Source organism: Roseateles sp. (assembly GCF_036404855.1).
Classification (GTDB): domain Bacteria; phylum Pseudomonadota; class Gammaproteobacteria; order Burkholderiales; family Burkholderiaceae_C; genus Pelomonas.
Genome location: NZ_DASWYS010000119.1, coordinates 30,610 through 50,062 on the forward strand (window position 1 = coordinate 30,610; position 19,453 = coordinate 50,062).

A 19,453-nucleotide genomic window follows, 5' to 3' on the forward strand; every position below is an offset into this window, starting at 1 on the left:
AAAGGACCGCCATGAAGATCGTCGTTCTCGGTGCCGGCATCATCGGCATCGCCACGGCCTGGTATCTGCTCGACGAGGGGCACGAGGTCATCGTCGTCGACCGCCAGGCCGACGCGGCGCTGGAGACCAGCTTCGCCAACGGCGCGCAGATCTCGGTCAGCTTCTGCGAGCCCTGGGCCAATGCGGGTGCGCCCTTCAAGGTGGCCAAGTGGCTGCTGCGCGACGATTCGCCGCTGCTGTTTCGCCCGCGACTGGACCCCAACCAGTGGCGCTGGGGACTGGCCTTCCTGACGCAGTGCACCAACGCGGCCTTCGAGCGCAACGTCGAGGAACTGGTGCAGCTCGGCCGCTACTCGCACGAGTCGCTGAAGGACCTCGTCGCCCGCACCGGCATCGAGTACGACCGCCTGGAGCGCGGCATCCTGCACTTCTTCTCCAGCCAGGCCGACTTCGAGGCGGGCGCCGCCGGTGCCGAGATCATGCGCCGGCACGGCGTGGACCGCCGCGTGCTGGGCCGCGAGGAGGTGCTCAAGGTCGAACCAGCGCTGGCGGCCTTCGGCAACCGCATCTTCGGCGGCACCTTCACGCCCAGCGACGAGAGCGGCGACGCCAAGGTCTTCACGCAGAAGCTGGCCCGCCTTTGCGCGGAACGCGGCGCGCAGTTCCTCTACGAGCACGACATCCTCGGCCTGCAGCGCATCGCCGACGGCATCGAGTCCGTGCGGATCGCCCACACGCGCAGCGGCGAACGCAAGACGCTGAAGGCCGACGCCTTCGTCGCCGCCATGGGTTCCTACACGCCGGACCTGGTCCGCCCGCTCGGCGAGCACCTCAACATCTATCCGGCCAAGGGCTACTCGGCCACGCTGCGCCTGAAGAAACCTGAGGCCGCCAGCGTCGTCAGCCTGCTGGACGACACGCGCAAGATCGCGATCTCGCGCCTGGGCGACCACATCCGTATCGCCGGCACTGCCGAGCTGTCGGGCTTCGACCTCAACCTCGACTCGCCCACCGCCAAGGTCCGCTGCGCGGCCCTGGTGCGGCGCTACGAGGAACTGTTCCCGGGCGTGGCCGACACCAGCGAGCCCAATTACTGGACCGGCCTGCGCCCCAGCACGCCCAACAACGTGCCCTACATCGGCCGCAGCAGGAAGGCGCGCAACCTGTGGCTGAACGCCGGTCACGGCACGCTGGGCTGGACCCACGGCGCCGGATCCGGCCACGCGATGGCCGAGCTCATCGCAGGCCGCAAGCCGGACATGGCTTTCAGCTTCTACGGCCAGGGCTGAAGCCCTTCGCCCCTCGCCCCTGGGCGAGAGCGCCGGCATCGGAGCGTCGGGCAGCCCCCCGGACGGCCCGGACTGGCCTCAGAGCGTCTTCAGCAATGCGGCCACCTTGGGCTGTTGCGAGAACTTGGCACCCAGTCGGGCCAGTCCTTCCAGCTCGGTCTTGGCCGCAGGCTTGTCGCCGGACCGGATCAGGATCTCCGCCAGGTTCAGACGGAAGGCCGGCTGATCCGGCTGGTCGGCCACGAGCTGGCGCTGTACGCGCAGCGCCTTGGCGAAGTCCTTCTCATCGGCCAGCACGGTGGCGTAGGTGTCACGCAGCGGCGCATAGTCGGGATTGAGCCTGAGGCCCCGCTCGGCCAGTTCGCGCGCATCGGACTTGCCGAGCTTGCTGCGCAGCCAGGCCACGTTGTTGATGACGGCCAGCGTGTCGGGACTGCGCTTGAGCAGGACTTCATAGCGCGTCAGTGCCGCCTCGATGTCGCCACGGGCCAGCAGCACGTCGGCCACGGCGCCCGCAAAGACCACATCCTGGGGATGCGACGCCTGCCACTGCTTCTCGAAGGCCAGGGCTTCGTCGCGGCTCTTGGTGGCCAGCAGCACCGCGAACAGGCGCGGCGCGGCCTCGCCCGGGTCACGCAGGGCCGTGGCCTTGCGCAGCGCGGCGATGGCGGCGTCGGTGTGCTGGCGGTTGATCTCGACGTCCGCCTCGGCGATCAGCGCGAAGGCCTCCTGCGGGAATCGCTTCTGGCGCTCTCGCAGCGCGGCCAGGCCCTCATCGATGCGACCCTGGCGCAGCGCCAGCTGGATGAGCAGGCGCTGCGCGGCCGCCGAGCCCGGCTCGGCTTCCAGCGCGCGCTTGACCTCGCGCTCCGCGCCGGCGAAGTCCTGCTCGACGAAGCGCAGCTGGGCCAGGCCCAGCCAGCCCTGCGCGCGTGCGGGTGCCAGCACGGTCAGCCGCGAATACGTCTTGACCGCCTGCGACTTGTCGCCGGTCAGCAGTTGGGTACGCGCCAGGCGCTCCAGCAGGTCAGCGTTCAACGGCAGGGCCGCCGACGCCTCCTGCGCGGCCTGAGCGGCCTTGGCCGGGTTGCCCAGGCGCAGCTGATGGTCGATCAGGGCCAGGCGCAGACCTGCATCGGTCGGCTCCTCGCGCACGCCGGCAGCCAGCACCTCGGTGATGCGCTCGGGGGACGCGCCTGTCTGCCCCAGCAGCTCGGCCAGCGCGAGGCGGGCCTGACCCGAATGCGGCTGGCTCGCGACAAAGCCCTCCAGGCGCTTGATGGCGGCCTCGCTGCGCCCGGCCTGCATGTCCAGTGTCACCAGGCCCAGAGCGGCCGGCAGATAGCCGGCATCGGCCTTGAGCGAAGCCTCGAAGGAGGCCTGGGCGGCCGCGTTGTCCTTGCGAACCAGCTGGATGCGGCCACGCAGGCCATCGGGCACGGGACTGCCCTGCATCTTGGGTGCAAGCTTGTCGATGGCGGCGAGCGCAGCGGGCAACTCGTTGCGGCGCATCAGCGCGTTGATGAGCATCAGGTCGTAGTTGCTGCTGCTGTCCTTGGCGGCGATGTCCCGCAACTGCGCGATGGCGGCGTCGGCCTTGGCGCGGTTGGCGCCGCTGGGTGCCGTGGTGTCCCGCACGATGGCCGACAGTGCAAGCGCAGCACCGGTCTTGGCATCGTCGGGGCGCAGCTTGGCGGCAGCGCCGAAGGCCTGGTCGGCCGCCTCGAAATTGCCCAGCATGAGGTGGGCCTTGCCCGCCAGCAGCAGGGTCTCGGCATCGGCCCTGGCCGCCTCGAGCACGGGCTTGAGCGTCTCCAGCGTCTTGTTCGGCGCGCGGCGCTGCAGCTGCAGGCCGGCGAACTGGCGCCGCAGCGCAAGGTCCTCAGGCGCGAGCTTGATGGCCTGGTTGAGCAGGTTCTCCGCGTCGGCCAGCTCGCCGAGCTGCTGGTGGGCGCCCGAAGCCAGGCGCAGCAGCGGCAGGTAGTTGGGCATCTGCTTGAGCAGCGGCAACGCCAGCTCGCGCGCCTTGGCGGCGTCGCCCTTGGCCAGCGCCAACTGGGCCTGCAAGAAGCGGCCCCGCGGGCTCTTGGCCAGGGCCGGCGGCATGCCGTCGACAAGCTTGGTGGCGGCATCGAGCTGCTGGCGGGCCAGCGCCAGGCGCAGCAGCAGCGAGCGGGCGTCGTAGGAGGACGGGTCCAGCGCCAGCACCGAGGTCAGCAGCGGCTCGGCCTCGTCCGGCTTGCCACGCGACAGCAGCACCTCGGCCTTGATCTGCATGGCCTTGGCCGCCTTGGGCTTCTTCGCCAGCAATTCGTCCAGCGCCTGCAAGGCCTCGTCGGGGAAGCCGCCGGCCAGCTTGATGCGCGCACCGACGACGACGGCATCCTCGGAGTCCGGCTGCAGCTGGAGCGCCCGCGTGGCGGCGGCCTTGGCCTCGCTCAAGTTGCTCTGGGCCAGGAAGGCCATCGCCAGGTGCTGCTGCAACGTGGACATGGCGACGGGGTCAGCCAGGCTCTGGTCGGCGAACTCGCCGATGAGCTTGCGCGACTGGCCCGAGTACAGCAGGGTCTGGGCCAGCAGCGGCGCCAGCTCATCGCGCGGCGCGCCAAGCTCCCAGGCGCGGCGCAGCTCGATCTCGGCGCCGGCCAGGTCGCCGGCGTCCAGCAAGGCCTTGCCCAGCAGATGGCGGCCCTTGGCGTTGTCGGGGCTTTGCTGCAGCAGGTTCTTCAGTTCGATGACGGCGCCGCTGACGTCCTTCTGCTCCATGCGTTTCTGCGCGGAAGCGAGCAGGTCCTGCTCGGAGCGTTGACCACAGGCCGCCAGAACGGCGACCAGCAGCAGGGGGGCGAAATGACGCGTCTTCATTGAATCTCCCAAGTCAGGCGCGCGATTGTGTTCCTAGAATCCGCGCCCCTCGTCAGTGAAGCCCCCAGGGACACCTACGCCACGGCGTGACGTCATGAACATCTCTTCCAGTTTCTGTGCCATCGACTTCGGCACGTCCAATTCGGCGGTCGCCGTACCCGACGGCGGCGGCGCCATGCGCCTCGTCGACCTCGAGTCCGGCCAGCGCACCATGCCCACGGCCGTCTTCTACTTCGCCGAAGGCACGCACGATGCCGACGGGCCGCCGCGCGCATTCGGCCGCGCTGCCGTGGCCGCCTACGTCGAGGGCCATGATGGCCGGTTGATGCGCTCCATGAAAAGCATCCTCGGCTCCAGCCTCATCGACCAGACCACCGACGTCGGCGGCGGCCGCGGCGCCAAGTACTCGGACATCGTGGCCGGGTACCTGAAGCGGCTGCGCCGCCTGGCCGGCGAGCCCGAGCGCGCCGTGCTGGGCCGGCCGGTGTTCTTCGTCGACGGCGAGCCCGAACGCGATGCCCAGGCCCAGGCCCAACTGGAAGCCTGTGCCCGCGCGGTGGGGTTCCGCGACGTGCAGTTCCAGTACGAACCCATCGCGGCGGCCTTCGACTTCGAGCAGCAGGCCATCCGAGAGGGCAAGGGCGAGCAGATCGTGCTGGTGGCCGACATCGGCGGCGGCACCAGCGACTTCTCCATCGTGCGTGTCGGCCCCGAACGCGCCCGGCGCCTGGCGCGCCGCGACGACATCCTGGCCAGTCACGGTGTCCACATCGCCGGTACCGACTTCGACCGCCACATCGAGCTGGCCGGCCTGCTGCAGGAGTTCGGCTATCGAGCCACCGGCCCCGCGAAGCCAGGGCAACCTGGCCGCGAGGTGCCCAGCGGCATCTATTTCGACCTCGCCACCTGGCACCTCATCAACACCTGCTACGCGCCGCTGCGGGTGGCCGAGTGGCGCGGCATGAAGAGCTGGTTCAGCGACGTGCGCCACCACGCACGGCTGATGACGGTGCTGGAGGAACGCCTGGGCCACGAACTGGCCGCGCGGGCGGAAGGGGCCAAGATCGCTGTTTCCGGTGGTGCCGACACGACGGTGGACCTGAGCCACGTCGAGCGCGGCCTGATCCTGCCGCTGAGCGAGAAGACCGCTGTCGACGCGCTGCGCGCCGACCTGGACCGCATCATCGCCACCGCCCACGAGACGGTGGCTCAGGCCGGCCTGCAGCCCGCGCAGATCGACGCGCTCTACTTCACGGGCGGCTCGACCGGGCTGCGCCTGCTGGTGGACGGCATGGCGGCCGGCTTTCCCCAGGCAGCGCGTGTCACCGGCGACCGATTCGCCTCGGTCGCCACCGGCCTGGGGCTGCACGCCATGCGCCTGTTCGGCGCCTCCTAGGCAACTGGTAGGCTGCGCGGCTTCGCCCCCAAGAACGCCTCCCATGTTGAAAGCCCTGACCTGGGCCGCCGCCGCCCTGGCCGCCACCGCGGTCCACGCTGCCGAGCCGCAGATCTACCAGCAACCCTCCGCCGAAATCCGGGCCGTGCTGGATGCGACTCCGCTGCCCGGCCACTCCCTGTCCCCCGACCAGCGCACGCTGGCCAGCATCAGCCTGACGCGCTACCGCAGCGTGGCCGAGCTGGCCCGGCCCATCCTGCGCCTGGCCGGCCGGCGCATCGACGCCGCCGCCAGCAGCCCGCAGCTGACGGCCAACATCGAGGCCCTCACGCTGCGCGAGCTCGCCAACCCCGGCGCCGCCGAACGCGTGGTCAAGCTGCCGGCCGGCGGCACCTTCTCGTCGCTGCGCTGGTCGCCGGACAGCAAGCATTTCCTGCTGAACCGTCGTACCGCCAGCGCCACCGAGCTGTGGCTGGGCGACGTGGCCACGGGCAGGATCCAGCAGGTCAAGGGCGTCAAGCTCAACACCATCCTCGAAGCCTCGGTGGCCTGGGTCTCCAATGACGAGCTCATCGCGCTGACCGTGCCCGAGCAGCGCGGCCCCGCGCCCGTGTTCGACGCGCCCGACGGCCCCAGCATCCAGGAGTCGATGGGCCGCAACTCGCCCGAGCGCACGCTGCAGGACCTGCTCAAGAACAGCCAAGACGACGCACTGTTCAGCCACCACGCCAGCTCGGCGCTGCGCCGCATCAAGCTGTCCACCGGAGCTTCGCGCGAAGTCGGCACACCGGGCCTGTACGCCGGCCTCGAGGTCGTCGGCACCCAGGGCGCGCTGATCACCGAACGCCTGGTGCCGCCGTTCAGCTACCAGGTCACCTGGAACGACTTCGCCCGCCGGGTCGAGCTGCGCGACTTCAATGGCAAGCTGCTGCGCGATCTGGGCACGATCAAGCTCAAGGAAGGCGTGCCGGTCGAAGGCGTCATCACCGGTCCGCGCAACTTCTGGGCCTCGCCGCGGGCCGACGGCGCCGTCTACTGGGTCGAAGCCCTGGACGGCGGCGACCAGCGCAACAAGGTGCCGTTCCGCGACAAGCTGATGCGCCTGGATCCGCCCTACCAGGGCGAGGCCAGGGAAGTGCACCGCTCCACGGGCCGCCTGGGCAGCCTGAACTTCGTCGATGCCGGCGACCGCGCCATCGTGTCGGACTTCGACCGTGATCGCCTCTGGATCGCCGCCGACCTGGTCGCGCTCGACGGCTCGGCCAAGCCCCAGCGCCTGCAGGACCGCTCCCTGCGCGACCGCTACAACGACCCCGGCCAGCCATTGATGCGCGTGCTGCCCAACGGCCGCGGCATCGTGCGGGTGGACGGCGGCGATCGCCTGCTGCTGGCCGGCAACGGCGCCAGCAAGGAGGGCGACCTGCCCTTCATCGACAGCTACAGCCTCAAGGATGGCAAGGCCACGCGCCTGTTCCGCTCTGGCACGACGCACTACGAGCGTCCAATCACGCTGCTGGCCGACGGCCGGCTGCTGACCAGCCGCGAAAGCGCCACGGAGCCGCCCAACCTCGTGCTGCGCAGCGGCACCGACTTCGAGCAACTGCAGGTGCTGACCCGCAACACCGACCCCGCACCCCAGCTGCGCGCCATCAAGCGAGAGCTGGTCAAGTTCAAGCGCGCGGACGGCGTGGAGCTGTCGTTCTGGCTCTACCTGCCGCCCGACTTCCAGCCCGGCGACCGCCGCCCCACGCTTGTCTGGGCCTATCCGCTGGAGTTCACCGACGCCTCCACCGCCGGCCAGGTCAGTGGTTCGGGCAGCCGCTTCGTGACGCTGGCCGGCGCCAGTCCCGTCATGATGGCGCTCGATGGCTACGTGGTGCTGATGGACGCCACCATGCCCGTGGTGGGCGATCCCAAGACGGTGAACAACAGCTTCGTCGAGCAGATCACGGCCAACGCCAAGGCCATCATCGACAAGGCGGCCGAGCTGGGCGTCAGCGACCCGCAGCAGATGGTCGTGGGCGGCCACAGCTATGGCGCCTTCATGACGGCCAACCTGCTGGCCCACACCGACCTGTTCAAGGCGGGCATCGCCCGCAGCGGCGCCTACAACCGCACGCTGACGCCCTTCGGCTTCCAGAGTGAACGCCGCACTTACTGGGAGGCGCAGGACGTCTACCTGAAGCTTTCGCCGTTCAACTACGCCGACAAGCTCAAGGAACCGCTGCTGCTCATCCACGGCGAGAGCGACGACAACCCTGGCACCTTCCCCATCCAGTCGGCGCGCTTCTACCAGGCGCTCGCCGGCACCGGCGGTAGCGTGCGCTACGTGGTCCTGCCGCACGAGTCGCACGGCTACTCGGCGCGCGAGTCGGTCGGCCACACGCTGTGGGAGATGAGCACCTGGATGAAGCGCCAGACGCGCGACCCCAAAGCCAAGAACTGACGCACTGCGGCCCGCCGCACCGGCGGTGCGGACGTTTGGCCGGCGCAAGACCGGCCGGGCGGCTCAACGTCGCGGCGGGGGGCCGCGGCGGCGCTGGGCGCCATGAGGGGTCGGCCGGGGCTGCGCCTTCAACGGCCTCGACACGTCTGCCAGCATCAGCACGGCGCTGACCAGCCCCTCGACGGCCTCCTCCAGGTCGGCCGGCGGCTCCAGTGACTCGATCTCCTCCAGCAGCGCGTCGGCATCCTCGAGGTCGTCCGGGTCCAGATGCAGGTAGATCGCGGCCAGCGGCTCCAGCATGGGCTCCTCGGGCAGGCGCATCAGCGCCGGATGCGCATCCAGCGCATGGGCGAAGCCGGCCACCCAGGGCAGCACCGTCTCGCTCGGGTTCTCGACGTCGTCCAGCTCGAAGATCCAGGGGTCAAACCACTGGCGGCCGGCGATGGCGATGTTGAGTTCCTTGTGGCGACGGCGCAGCAGCGCGAGCAGCTCGTCGTCGACACGCGACGGCGTGGGCCGGCCCTCGCTGTCGAGGAGGGGGGGCAGCCAGGCGGCCAGCGGCACGGCCTCCGGCTGCAGCAGCACGCCGCACAGATAGCCGTCCAGCATGCTGACGTCCAGCGGCTCCAGCGGCGCCGGCAATGCGTCGAGCAGGGCCTGCAGGCGTTCCAGGTCTTCTTCGGTGAGGGCTTCGGGGGCGCGGTGGGTGGCGGCGGGCATGACGGGATTATCGACAGTGCGCCGTGAATAGTGCCCACCGCTGCGCCGGCCCGCGGCCTAAAGTCCCTCCATCCCAACGACGCCCTCGACCCCGAGGGCTTCACGACCCGGCAGCCCGCTGACCGGGTCTTTTTTTGCGTTCTGCGTCAGCCTTTCACGCCTGCGGCGGGTGCTGACGGCGCAACCTTGCGGTCAGCTTTCATACTCGCGGGCATGCCCGCTGCCGTACTCGCGCTGCGCTTCGACCCCGCAGTCGTGACGCTTTCCTACCTGACCGCCGCCTTTGCGTCATACGTGGCATTGGACCTCGCCCAGCGTGTACGCACGCCGGATGCGCTGATCGCGCGCATCTGGTGGATCGCCGGCTCGCTGTCCATGGGCACCGGTATCTGGGCCATGCACTTCGTCGGCATGCTGGCGCTCAAGCTGCCCTTCGCCGTTGGCTACGAAACCGCAGTCACGCTGCTGAGCTGGCTGGCGGCGGTGGGCGTGTCGGCGATCGCGCTGCGCGTCGCCGCCCAGGAGACGCTGACGCCCGCGCGGCTGGCTGTGGGCGCGCTCAGCATGGGCGGCGGCATCTGTGCGATGCACTACATGGGCATGACCGCCCTCGTGCTCGCGCCAGGCATCCAATGGGACTGGCCCCGCGTCGCCGCCTCGGCGGCCGTCGCGGTCGGCGCGGCCGCCGCGGCGCTCTGGATCTTCTTCGCGCTGCGGCGCCTGCCGCACACCTGGGCGCGCTGGGGGCAGTTGGGCTCCGCCCTCGCCATGGGCGCGGCCATCAGCGGCATGCACTACACCGGCATGGCCGCCGCGGGCATCGCCGAGGGTTCCGTCTGCCTGAGCGCGGATGCGCTGCGCGGTGACAACCTGGGCACGCTGGTGGCGGGCGCCACCTTCACACTGCTGCTGCTGACCCTGGTGACATCGGCCCTGGATGCTCGAAGCCAGCGCCAAACCCACCGGTTGCAGCAGTCCTTGCAAGCCGCCACCACCGAGCTGCAGGCGCGCGCGCTGCGCGACCCGCTGACCGGCCTGGCCAACCGCCAGCTGCTCGACGACCGCCTGCAGCATGCCGCCGCACGCGGTCATCGCGGCGGCGCCCGACTGGCCCTGCTGCTGATCAACCTGGACGGCTTCAAGCCCATCAACGACAGCTTCGGCCTGGGCGCTGGCGACCACGTGCTGTGCGACGTGGCGCGCCGCCTGCAGCGCCTGGCCCGCAACGACGACACGCTGGCCCGGCTGGCGGCGGACGAATTCGTGCTGGTGCTGGAGGGCGAGGTCGCCGAGTCGGCCCTGGCCCAGGTCGCGCAGCGCCTGCTGGACGCGCTGTCCGAGCCCATGGCCGGTGTGCCCGGTGCCGGCGTCCACCCACTGCGGCTGTCGGCCTCGGTGGGCATCGCGCTGTACGACGGCTCGACACCGGGCGAGGGGCTGATCGCCCAGGCCGACTCGGCCGCGCAATCGGTCAAGCGCGCGGGCGGCAACGGCTTCGCCTTCTTCGAGGCGCACATGCAGGAAGGGGTGCGAGAGCAGCTCGAGCTGGCCCGCGACCTGCGCGCCGCGCTGGCCGGCGAAGCGGGCAGTGGCAGCCTCGCCCTGCACTACCAGCCCAAGATCGCCACCGATGAAGGCGCGATCACCGGCGTGGAGGCCTTGCTGCGCTGGCAGCATCCGCTGCGCGGAGCGGTGAGCCCTGGCGCCTTCATCCCGGTGGCCGAGCGCTTCGGCCTCATCATGCCGCTGGGCGACTGGGTCATCGCCGAAGCCTGCCGCCAGTTGGCCGCATGGCGCGACGCGGGCCTGCAGATGCGCGTGGCCCTCAACCTGTCCGTGCAGCAGCTTCGCCATCCCGACGCGCTTGTGAAGCGCTTCGAGGAAGCGCTGGCCCAGTACGGCGTCGACGCCAATCACCTGACCTGCGAGATCACCGAATCCGTGGCGATGGACGACGCCGAAGCCACCGAGCGCACGCTGCGCCGCCTGGCTGGCCTGGGTCTGGCGCTGTCCATCGACGACTTCGGCACAGGCTATTCCAGCCTGGCCTATTTGCGCCGGCTACCGTTATCACAGCTCAAGATCGACCGCAGCTTCGTCCAGGACCTGGAGACCAGTGCCGATGCACGCGCCATCGTCAAAGCCGTCATCGACCTGGCCCATGCCTTGAGCCTGCAGGTCGTTGCCGAGGGCGTCGAGACGGAGGGTCAGGCCGCCGTCCTGCGCGGCAAGCGCTGCGACAAGCTGCAGGGCTTTCTGTTCGCGCGGCCCATGCCCGCCGAGGAACTGACGCGCTGGGCCCAGCAGTCCCGCGTCGGCCGCCCGCGCTTCAGCACTTCGCTGTACGCGGCGCAAAGCGCCGACGCCTGCGCCTAGACGGCCATGCGCTCCGGCGCCACGTAGAAGCGCCTGAACTCCTCGAAACCCAGGGTGTCGGCCGCCTCGATACGAGCCTGCTCGGCCAGGGATTCGGCGGCCATCTTCTCGAAGCGGTGCTGCAGCGGCTCCGTGAAGGGCAAGGCCAACAGGGCCGCACGCGTCGCGTCACTCTGGCGGCGGATGAAGCCGACGTAGCTGTTGTCGAACTCCTGGGCCATGACGGCCAGCACGCGGGCCGAAGGACAGAGCTCGGGCCGCTGCAGCCGCTCCGCCACGCGGCCCAGCGCCGCACGGTAGGCGTTGCCGCCATGAGCCGCGTCCAGCGCCTCGGCCTGCGCGGCACAGGCGGCCAAAATCTCGCCGGCCCAGTCGGACAGGGCGCGCTCACCACCGCGCCAGTGCTCCAGCATCAGGCCCGGCTCGCGCCCACGGGCGGCAACGCTGTGCTGGTTGCGCGCGTTCGTCGCGATCTCCTCCGGCGTGTCGTCGGGGCTGTCGCTCTTCAGGCAGTGCAGTAGGAAGGCGTCCAGCACGCGCATGGCGTCGGCGCCGATGCCGAGCGGCTCGAAGGGGTCGAGGTCCATCAGCCGCACCTCGATGTACTCGACCCCGCGCTCGCGCAGCGCATGAAGCGGGCGCTCGCCGGAGCGGATCACGCGCTTGGCGCGGATGGTGCTGTAGAACTCGTTTTCTATCTGCAGCAGGCTGGTGGAGAGCTGGTTGTAGTCGCCGCCCGGGGTCTGGACGCCGATGGCCTCGTAGGCCGGATAGGGCTGGCTCAGCGCGGCCTGCAGCGAGGCAGCGTAACTGTCCAGGCAGTTGTAACTGACGGCGATGCTGGCCTGCGCGTCGCTCTGGTAGCCCAGGCGCCCCATGCGCAGCGAGGTCGCATGCGGCAGGTAGAGGGTGTGGCTCGAAAGACGCTGCAAGCCGTGCTCGCGGCCGGCGACGAAGCTGTCGCACAGCGCCGGGCTGGCGCCGAACAGGTAGAGCAGCAGCCAGCCCTCGCGGCGGAAGTTGCGGATGGCGCCGAGATAGCCTTCGGTCGAGACGCCCGGCAGCGACCAGTTGTAGTGGATGCCCGAGATGGTCTGCATGCGCCGGCCGTAACGCTGGCCCAGGCCCATGCGGTAGACGCTCTTGGCGCGGCCCATGTTGCTGCTGCCGTAGCGGCCAATCGGGATCGTCTCGTCGGCCGGCAGGCCACAGGGCATGGAGCCCACCCACAGGCGCTCGTCGGCGAGCGCGCGGTAGACGGCCTGGTGGATCTCGGTCAGCTCCTGCAGGCAGTCCTCGACACCGGCATGCACGCCGGTGATGAGCTCGAGCTGGGACTCGCTGTAGTCCGTCGTGATGTGGGGATGCGTCAAAGCCGCGCCGAGGGCCACGGGATGCGGCGTCAGCGCCAGGCTGCCTCCGGGCAGGGCGCGCAGGCTTTCCTTCTCGATGCCCCGGCGGATGCCGAGCAATAGTTCTTTGTTGTCCATGGCGTCTGGGCTGCTGGGCGCGACACGGTAGCAGATGCGCGCTACAGCTGCCCGGGCGCGTCCATGTCGGCCAGACTGGGCCTCAGGGCATGTTCACCGGCCTGGATGCCCTCGTGGTGGCTCAGGTAGAGGGAGACGTCATAGCGTTCCAGCCAGCCGACGGCCTTCAGCCGGTCGAGCACCGGCCCCTTGACCTCGGAGAATTCCAGCCTCATCCCCTCCGCCGCCAGCGCCGCGTGCAGCTCCTGCAACGCCGTCAGCCCGGAGACATCGATATGGTTGACCGGCGCCATCAGCATCAGCACGCGGTCCGGCGCGCCGACCCGCTCGCGGTGCTCCCGCACATGGGCCAGCACGGCGTCGCCCAGGCCGCGGGCATTGGTGAACACCAGACTCTCGTCCACGCGCAACCCGACGACCTCGGCCCGGCACTCGACCACATAGCGCTCGACGTTGCGGTAGTGCTGCGTGCCCGGCACGCGGCCGATGCGGGCGACGTGCGGCCGGGCGGTGCGCTGGATCAGCAGCGCCACGGAGCCGACGACACCGAGGGCCAGTGCCAGCCCGATGCTCCACAGCAGCACGGTGGCCGTGACGGCCAGCATCAGCAGGCCTTCTGCACGCGCATAGCGCCAAGCCTCGCGGTAGGGCCGCAACGAGAAGCCCCCCAGCACGGCGACGACGATGGTGGCCGCCAGCACCGGCTTGGGCAGGTGGGCCAGCGGCTCGGCCAACAGCAGCATGGCCAGGAACATAAAGACGGCGACGAAGACCAGGCTCCAGCGGCTGCGGGAGCCCGCTTCGTGCAGCAGGATGCTGCGCGAGAAGCTGCCCGCCACCGGCATGCCGCCGCTGACGGAGGCGACCAGGTTGGCCGCCGCCAAGCCGCGCATCTCGGCCGCAGGCAGCAGCTTTTCGCCGCGGCGCTGCGCCAGCGACTCCGACACTGCCAGGCTGGACACGAAGCCCATCAGTGCCACCAGGGCAGCAGCCGGCAACAACTGCAGCCACAGCGCCATATCCAGCAGCGGCAGGCCCAGCGGCAGGGCCAGCGACGGCAGCGCGCCCACCTGGGCCACCCCGTTGGCAGCCGGCGTGAGGGCCGAGAGCACCATCGCCGCAATCAGCAGCAGCAGCGGTGCGAGCTGGGCCAGCAGCCGCGAACCCATGCGGCGCGACGCCAGCAGCAACAGGATCGCGAGGCCGCCCCAGGCCGCACTGGCCAGGCCCCAGCCGCCGTGCGAGGCCGAAACGAGCAGGTCGGGCAGTGTGAAGCCGGTGGCCGCACTGCCCAGCAACACCGGCAGCTGGCCGGCCGCGATCATCAGCGTCGCCCCGTTCTCGAAGCCGCGCAGCGCCGGCACCGACAGCAGGGAAGCCAGCGCATCCAGCCGCAGCAGCGCGGCGAGCGCGAGCACCAGTCCCACTTCGGCGGCGAGCACCAGCGCGCCTTCAGAGGGAGTCACGCCCGCCGGCAGGCCGCCCAGGGCCTGGGCGATCATCAGCGCCAGCACCGCCACCGGCCCCAGGCCCAGCACCGGGCTGGAACCCAGCGCCGCATAGGCCAGCAGGGGCAGCAGGCTGGCGTACAGGCCCACCTGCGGCGGCAGGCCCGCGAGCATGGCGTACGCCAGGCTCTGCGGGATCAGCAGCACGGCGACGACGGCGCCGGCCATCAGGTCGGCGCGCCAGGTCGTGGGCTGTTTCATGTTCGGGGAGGGTTCACCTGTCAACTTTGACGCCGGACAGCTGCACCACGCGCGCCCATTTCTCCGTCTCGGCCGCGATCAGGGCGGCGAAGCCCGCGCCGCCGCCGCCTTGCACCAGCAGACCGCGGCTGTTCAGGCGCTCGCGCAGCGCGCTGCCGGCGAGCGCCGCGACGCTGTCGCGCTGCAGGCGGGCGATCTGCTCGGCCGGCTGGCTGCTGGGCGCGAAGAGACCGGTCCAGGCGCTGGCCTCGTAGCCCTTCAGTGCCGGGCCGCCAGCCTCTTCCAGTGTGGGCAGCTCGGGGATGCTCGGGCTGCGGCGCGTGCTCGTCACGCCCAGGGCCAGCAGCTTGCCGGACTTGATCTGCGGCAGCGCTGTGGGCAGGGTGTCGAACATCAGGTCCATGTTGCCGGCGATGACGTCCTGCTGTGCCGAGGCCGTGCTGCGGTAGGGGAAATGCAGCATGTAGGTCTGGGTCAGGCGCTTGAACAGCTCGCCGGCCAGGTGGGAAGGGTTGCCGTTGCCGCCTGACGCGATGTGCAGCCGCCCGGGCTGCGCAGAGGCGACTTGCACGAGGTCGGTGAGCTTGCGCACACCCAGGGCCTGGGCCACGGCCGGATTCATGACCATGACCAGGGGCACCGTCGCGACCAGGCAGATGGGCGCGAAGTCCTTCACCGCGTCGTAAGGCAGACGGCGCGACAGCAGCGGGTTGATGACATGCGTGCCGACGGTGCCCATCAGCAGCGTATGGCCGTCGGTGGCGCTGGCGACCTCGGCGCTGCCGATGTTGCCGTCGGCGCCCGGCTGGTTGTCGATGAAGACGGGCTGGCCCAGCCGGCGCTGCAGTTCCGGCGCGAGCAGGCGTGCGGCGACGTCGGTGGCGCCGCCGGCGGCATAGGGCACGACGATGCGCAGAGGCCGCGTCGGCCATGCCTGGGCGGCCACCGACGAGGTGGCCATCCAGAGCAGCAGGCCGCGGCGTTGCAGGAGGGCACTCATGGCGGACCGGGCAATTGTCGGAGTTGGACCTGGCCGTTGATGCAGGCGGCGTCGAAGTCTTGCAGCAGGGCCGCAAGCATATTCGCGTCCGGGGCCTCGACGGCCGTGATGCCGACGCCGCGGTTGCGGCCTTCGGCCTTGGCCTTGTAGAGGACCATGTCGGCCCAGTTGACGGCCTGCTCCCAGTGCAGGCGCAGCGCCGGTGCCGCCGTCCCTCCCGAACTGCCGATCGGGAAGCTCGCGAAGCCGATGGAGACCGTGACGCGCAGCGGACCGGTGCCGGTCTCGACCGGCTCGGCGCCGATGCTGCGCAGGATGCGCTCGGCCATCAGCGCGAGGTCCTCGCCGGGCAGCGACGGGGCGAAGACGAGGAACTCCTCGCCGCCCCAGCGCACGACCAGGTCCGTGTCGCGCACGGCTGCACGGATGCGGCGGCTGACCTCCACGATGACGGCGTCGCCCGCCGCGTGGCCATGCCAGTCGTTGATGTTCTTGAAGTGATCGATGTCGATCATCATCAGCGCGCCCTGGAAGCCCTCGCTCTTCTCCTCGCGGGCGCGCTGGTCCATGACCGCAAGGAAGTGACGACGGTTGGAGAGATCGGTCAGCGGGTCGCGCTCGCTCTGCGCGCGCAGGAGGCTCTGGTTGGCCGTCAGGCGCGCCTGCGCGCGGCGCATGCGCAGCAGCGTGACGCCGATCAGCGCGATGGACAGCAGCAGCAGTGCGCCGACGGCCAGTCCCACCTTTTGCGCCAGCAGTCGGTTCTCCAACTGCTGGTCCTTGAGCTGGCCATCGCGGGCCAGCAGGTCGAGGTCGCGCCGCTTGGCGGCGCTGTCGTACTTGCGGCCCAGCTCCTCCAGCGCGGCGGCGCGGTTGCGCTCGTTGGCACGCGCGCTCAGCTCGCGCTCGCCATGGAGGGCGGCCAGGGACTCCTTGTACTGGCCGGCCTCGGCCCAGGTGTCGGACAGCTCGCGCAGCTCGCGGGCGCGCAGCACGAGGTCGGCCGGGTCGACGCCGAACTCGCCGACCTTGACGAGTTCCTGGCGGGCCTGCTCGAACTGGCGCAGCTTGATGTAGGCGACCGAAAGGTTGTGGTGCAGGCTGCGCTCGTAGAAGCGGTCGCCGAAGCGCTGCAGCACCGGCATGGCGCGCTGGCCGGCGGCGAGCGCCTCCTTCAGCAGCCCCAGGTGCATGTAGGAGTCGACGAGGTTGGAGCGCAGTTGCGCGGCGAGATGCGGTGCATCAGCCTGCTCGGCCAGCAGCAGGGCCGCCTCGAAGGCGCTGCGCGAGGCGCCCATGTCGCGGGCACGGCGCTCGATGGCACCCTCGTAGTTGCGCACGCGCGCGGCCGCCACCGGATCACCCGCCGCCTCGGCTTGAGCGGCCTGCAGCTCGGCGCGCGCGACGTCCATGCGGTCCTGGGCCTGCAAAGCGGAGGCAAGCATGCCCAGACTGATCGCCGCCAGGTGCTTGTCCTCGCCGGCACGTGCCAGGGCCAGCGCGCGCCTGACACTGGCCTCGGCCAGCGCAAACGCACCCTGGTTGTACTGCTCCCGCTGCAGGATGCGCAAGGCTTCCCATGCACTGCGGAAGTCGCAGCCCAGCTCGCGCAAGGCGCGCTTCTCGTCGCCCGCCGGGCAGTGCTTGTCCAGCCCGGCCAGCGCGCGCGCAGCCAGCGCGCCAGCGGGCTTGTTGGCCCGTTCCTGGGTCAGGGCGCGCAGCAGCCAAGCCCGGTCCACGCCGTCCTCCCGGGCCATCAGCTGCGTGGCAATGGCGTCGGCCGCTTCGACACGTCCCGCAAACAGCAGCACGCGCGCACGGGCCATCAGCCAGGCCGCCTCGCGCGGCTGGCCGGGCCGGGCCTGAGCAGGCCAGCGCTGCGTCAGTTCGGCCAGCATGGCTTCGGGGGCATCGAAAGCCCGGCGGGTGATGTTGGCCAGCACCGTGTCTTCCGGCAGAGGCTCGGGCGTGGCCTGCGCGCACGCCACGCCCAGCGCCAGCAACAGGGTGGCCGCGATCTTCGTCATGCGCTGCCTACCCGCGGTGTGGACTCGCCGACCTCGGCTGCGCGAGCGGTGCCCGGGCCGTTCAGCACCTGCAGGCCGACGCGTCCTTCACCCCAGGCGGCCTCCAGACGAGCCGTCAGCTGGGCGGCGGCCAGCGGGTCCAGGGCATCGATGCGCTCGACGCCATACGCCTTGTTGCGGCCGTGCGCCTTGGCGAGGTACATGACCGTGTCGACCAGGTCGATGGCGCGCTCCCAGGTCAGGTTGAGCCCGTGCGGCGGCACAGGCAGGCTGATGAAGCCGATGGAGGCGGTGACGGGGATGTCGCGCCCCTCCTGCTGCACGGGCCGGCCGCCGATAAGGTCGAGCAGGCGCTGCGCGAGCTGGGGTGCAAACAGCCCCTCGCGGCTGCGCGCGACCACAAGGAACTCCTCGCCGCCCCAGCGCACGATCAGGTCGTCGTCGCGCACCGCCTGGCGCAGCCGGCCGGCGATGTCGATGAGGACCGCGTCGCCGGCCGCGTGGCCGAAGCTGTCGTTGATGCGCTTGAAGTGGTCGATATCGATCAGGAAGACGCTGGCCGCAAGGCCCCCGGCCCCGGACAGGCTCTTGATGGCGGCCTGGAAGTGGCGGCGGTTGGCCAGACCGGTCAGCGGGTCGGTCTCGCTCTGGCGCTTCAACGAGGCGTTGCTGTGGGCCAACGCTTCGTTGGTGCGGCGCACGCGGCGGAAGGCCTGGTAGAGCAGGCCCAGCGAGACCAGCACGCAGCCCCCCAGCGCCGCCCACAGCATCAGCGCGAGGTTGCGCTGGTGGACCTGCTCGGCCTTGAGCGCGTTGCCGCGGTTGAGCAGCTCGATGTCGCGGGCGCGCTGCTCGGCGTCCTGGCGCTCCTGTGCTTCCAGCAGCAGCTTGCGGGTCTCGTCGCGCAGCACGCGCTCGCTCATGCGGCGGTGCTCGCGGTAGGCATTGACGGCGCCGGCCAGGTCACCGGCCTTCTCCAGGTAACCCGCCAGCTCCTCCCAGCCGGCCGAGGCATAGGACAGCGCGCCCTGCTGCTCATCCAGCGTGATGCCGGCACGCACGTCGTCGCGTCCCTCGGCGATACGGCCCATGGCGATCTTGGCCAGACCGATGTTTGAGCGCGCCACACTCTCGGCGTTGAAGTTGCGGGTGGCGCGCGCCAGCGGCAGGGCCTGCTGGGCCAGCTCCAGCGCCCGCGCCGGATGGCCCTGGCGCAGGTGATAGTCGGCGAAATTGGCCAGGCCCAGCGCGCGCACCGAGTCGGCGCCGGCACGCGTGGCCTGCTCCAGCGCATCGGAGTTGGCCTGCAGCGTGATGCTGGAGTCGCTGTCGTTGGCATACAGGATGCCGCGCATCGTGTAGACGCGGTTCAGCGTCATCGGGTCGGGGTCCTTCTGGGCCTCCGTCAGCGCTTGGGCGATAAGCTGGCGCGCACGCGCCGGCGTGTCGGCGCGGTCGGATGTGAAGGCCAGGCTCACCAGCGTCAGCGCGACGCGCCAGGGTTGGCCCGTCTGCTCGGCCAGACGCAGCGCCGAGTGGCCATAGTTCAGCGAACCGTCGAGCTCGCCCGAGTCGCCGCTGATGGCGGCGAGTTGGTCGTAGTAGCGCCAGCGGAAGACCGGCCCGGCCGCGTTGAGCTGGGCACCATCGACGGCGAGCAGTTGCTTGCGCGCCTCGCGCAGGTCACCGTGGGCACGCAGGTACTCGGCGCTGACACTGGCGGCCGCGACGACGGCCGTCGGGCGCAGCTGGCCGGCCGGCCAGTCGCGCAGCTGCTGGCCGATCTGCTCGCTCAGCGCGCGGTCACGCGCCATGGCCGCCAGCCAGCCGCGCAGGGCCAGCACGTCGAGTTGGGCGGCGCTGCCAGCGGCCAAGCCCGGCGCACGGGCTCGCAGCTCCAGCTCGAGTTGAGCCGGCTTGGCGCGGGCGGCGCGTTCGATGCGTTCGAGGTCGCGGGCCAGACTCTCGTCCCGGGCCGCCGACGCCACCGTCGGCGGCGGGTCGATGCCGCCGCCGCCCGGCGAGCAGGCGCACAGCAGCGCCAGCACCGCGCACAGCGTGGATCGTGAAACCAGAGATGGGTGCATCAAGTCGGCAGTGGGGCAGTCGTGCCGCCCCGAGGACGAGATTTCATC

General features: G+C 70.7%; 11 protein-coding genes. 4 read left to right on the top strand and 7 right to left on the bottom strand.

Annotation, left to right across the window (positions count from 1 at the left end; translation table 11 throughout):
- Positions 1-11 precede the first annotated feature (11 nt).
- A complete protein-coding gene (locus VGF12_RS08055) occupies positions 12-1,289 on the top strand; it encodes a D-amino acid dehydrogenase (RefSeq protein ID WP_331175518.1) in 1,278 nt (425 codons plus the stop codon).
- Between the two features lie 78 nt (positions 1,290-1,367).
- Here VGF12_RS08055 and prsT read toward each other — a convergent pair whose 3' ends face one another.
- A complete protein-coding gene (prsT, locus tag VGF12_RS08060) occupies positions 1,368-4,154 on the bottom strand; it encodes an XrtA/PEP-CTERM system TPR-repeat protein PrsT (protein WP_331175519.1) in 2,787 nt (928 codons plus the stop codon).
- A gap of 94 nt (positions 4,155-4,248) precedes the next feature.
- On the opposite strand from prsT, the gene VGF12_RS08065 reads away from it, so the two are divergent.
- Together VGF12_RS08065 and VGF12_RS08070 are read left to right on the top strand one after the other, a co-directional pair.
- Positions 4,249-5,550, top strand: coding sequence for an Hsp70 family protein (locus VGF12_RS08065; RefSeq protein WP_331175520.1), 1,302 nt, complete (start codon positions 4,249-4,251; stop codon positions 5,548-5,550).
- Between the two features lie 43 nt (positions 5,551-5,593).
- The gene (locus VGF12_RS08070; RefSeq protein WP_331175521.1) at positions 5,594-7,996 is read left to right on the top strand and encodes an alpha/beta hydrolase family protein; all 2,403 of its coding nucleotides are present in this window, start codon (positions 5,594-5,596) and stop codon (positions 7,994-7,996) included.
- Positions 7,997-8,059: 63 nt separating this feature from the next.
- Here the strand turns inward: VGF12_RS08070 and VGF12_RS08075 are convergent, their stop codons facing one another.
- On the bottom strand, positions 8,060-8,716 hold the full coding sequence (locus VGF12_RS08075) for a YecA family protein (protein WP_331175522.1): 657 nt from the start codon (positions 8,714-8,716) through the stop codon (positions 8,060-8,062).
- 213 nt (positions 8,717-8,929) lie between these two features.
- On the opposite strand from VGF12_RS08075, the gene VGF12_RS08080 reads away from it, so the two are divergent.
- A complete protein-coding gene (locus VGF12_RS08080) occupies positions 8,930-11,092 on the top strand; it encodes a putative bifunctional diguanylate cyclase/phosphodiesterase (RefSeq protein WP_331175523.1) in 2,163 nt (720 codons plus the stop codon).
- On the opposite strand, the gene gshA is transcribed toward VGF12_RS08080, so the two are convergent.
- From gshA to VGF12_RS08105, 5 genes are read right to left on the bottom strand one after another with little or no spacing between them, the layout of a single operon-like run.
- The gene (gene gshA, locus VGF12_RS08085) at positions 11,089-12,582 is read right to left on the bottom strand and encodes a glutamate--cysteine ligase (RefSeq protein ID WP_331175524.1); all 1,494 of its coding nucleotides are present in this window, start codon (positions 12,580-12,582) and stop codon (positions 11,089-11,091) included. The two genes, VGF12_RS08080 and gshA, sit on opposite strands and share 4 nt — an antisense overlap.
- Positions 12,583-12,623: 41 nt before the next feature.
- On the bottom strand, positions 12,624-14,291 hold the full coding sequence (locus VGF12_RS08090; RefSeq protein WP_331175525.1) for a SulP family inorganic anion transporter: 1,668 nt from the start codon (positions 14,289-14,291) through the stop codon (positions 12,624-12,626).
- Between the two features lie 13 nt (positions 14,292-14,304).
- Positions 14,305-15,291, bottom strand: a complete 987-nt coding sequence (locus tag VGF12_RS08095) for a Bug family tripartite tricarboxylate transporter substrate binding protein (protein ID WP_331175526.1) — start codon at positions 15,289-15,291, stop codon at positions 14,305-14,307.
- A complete protein-coding gene (locus VGF12_RS08100) occupies positions 15,288-17,318 on the bottom strand; it encodes a GGDEF domain-containing protein (RefSeq protein ID WP_331175527.1) in 2,031 nt (676 codons plus the stop codon). The genes VGF12_RS08095 and VGF12_RS08100 overlap by 4 nt, the downstream gene beginning before the upstream one ends.
- Complete coding sequence (locus tag VGF12_RS08105; protein WP_331175528.1) at positions 17,315-19,405, bottom strand: GGDEF domain-containing protein; 2,091 nt, start codon at positions 19,403-19,405, stop codon at positions 17,315-17,317. The genes VGF12_RS08100 and VGF12_RS08105 overlap by 4 nt, the downstream gene beginning before the upstream one ends.
- Between the last annotated feature and the right edge of the window lie 48 nt (positions 19,406-19,453).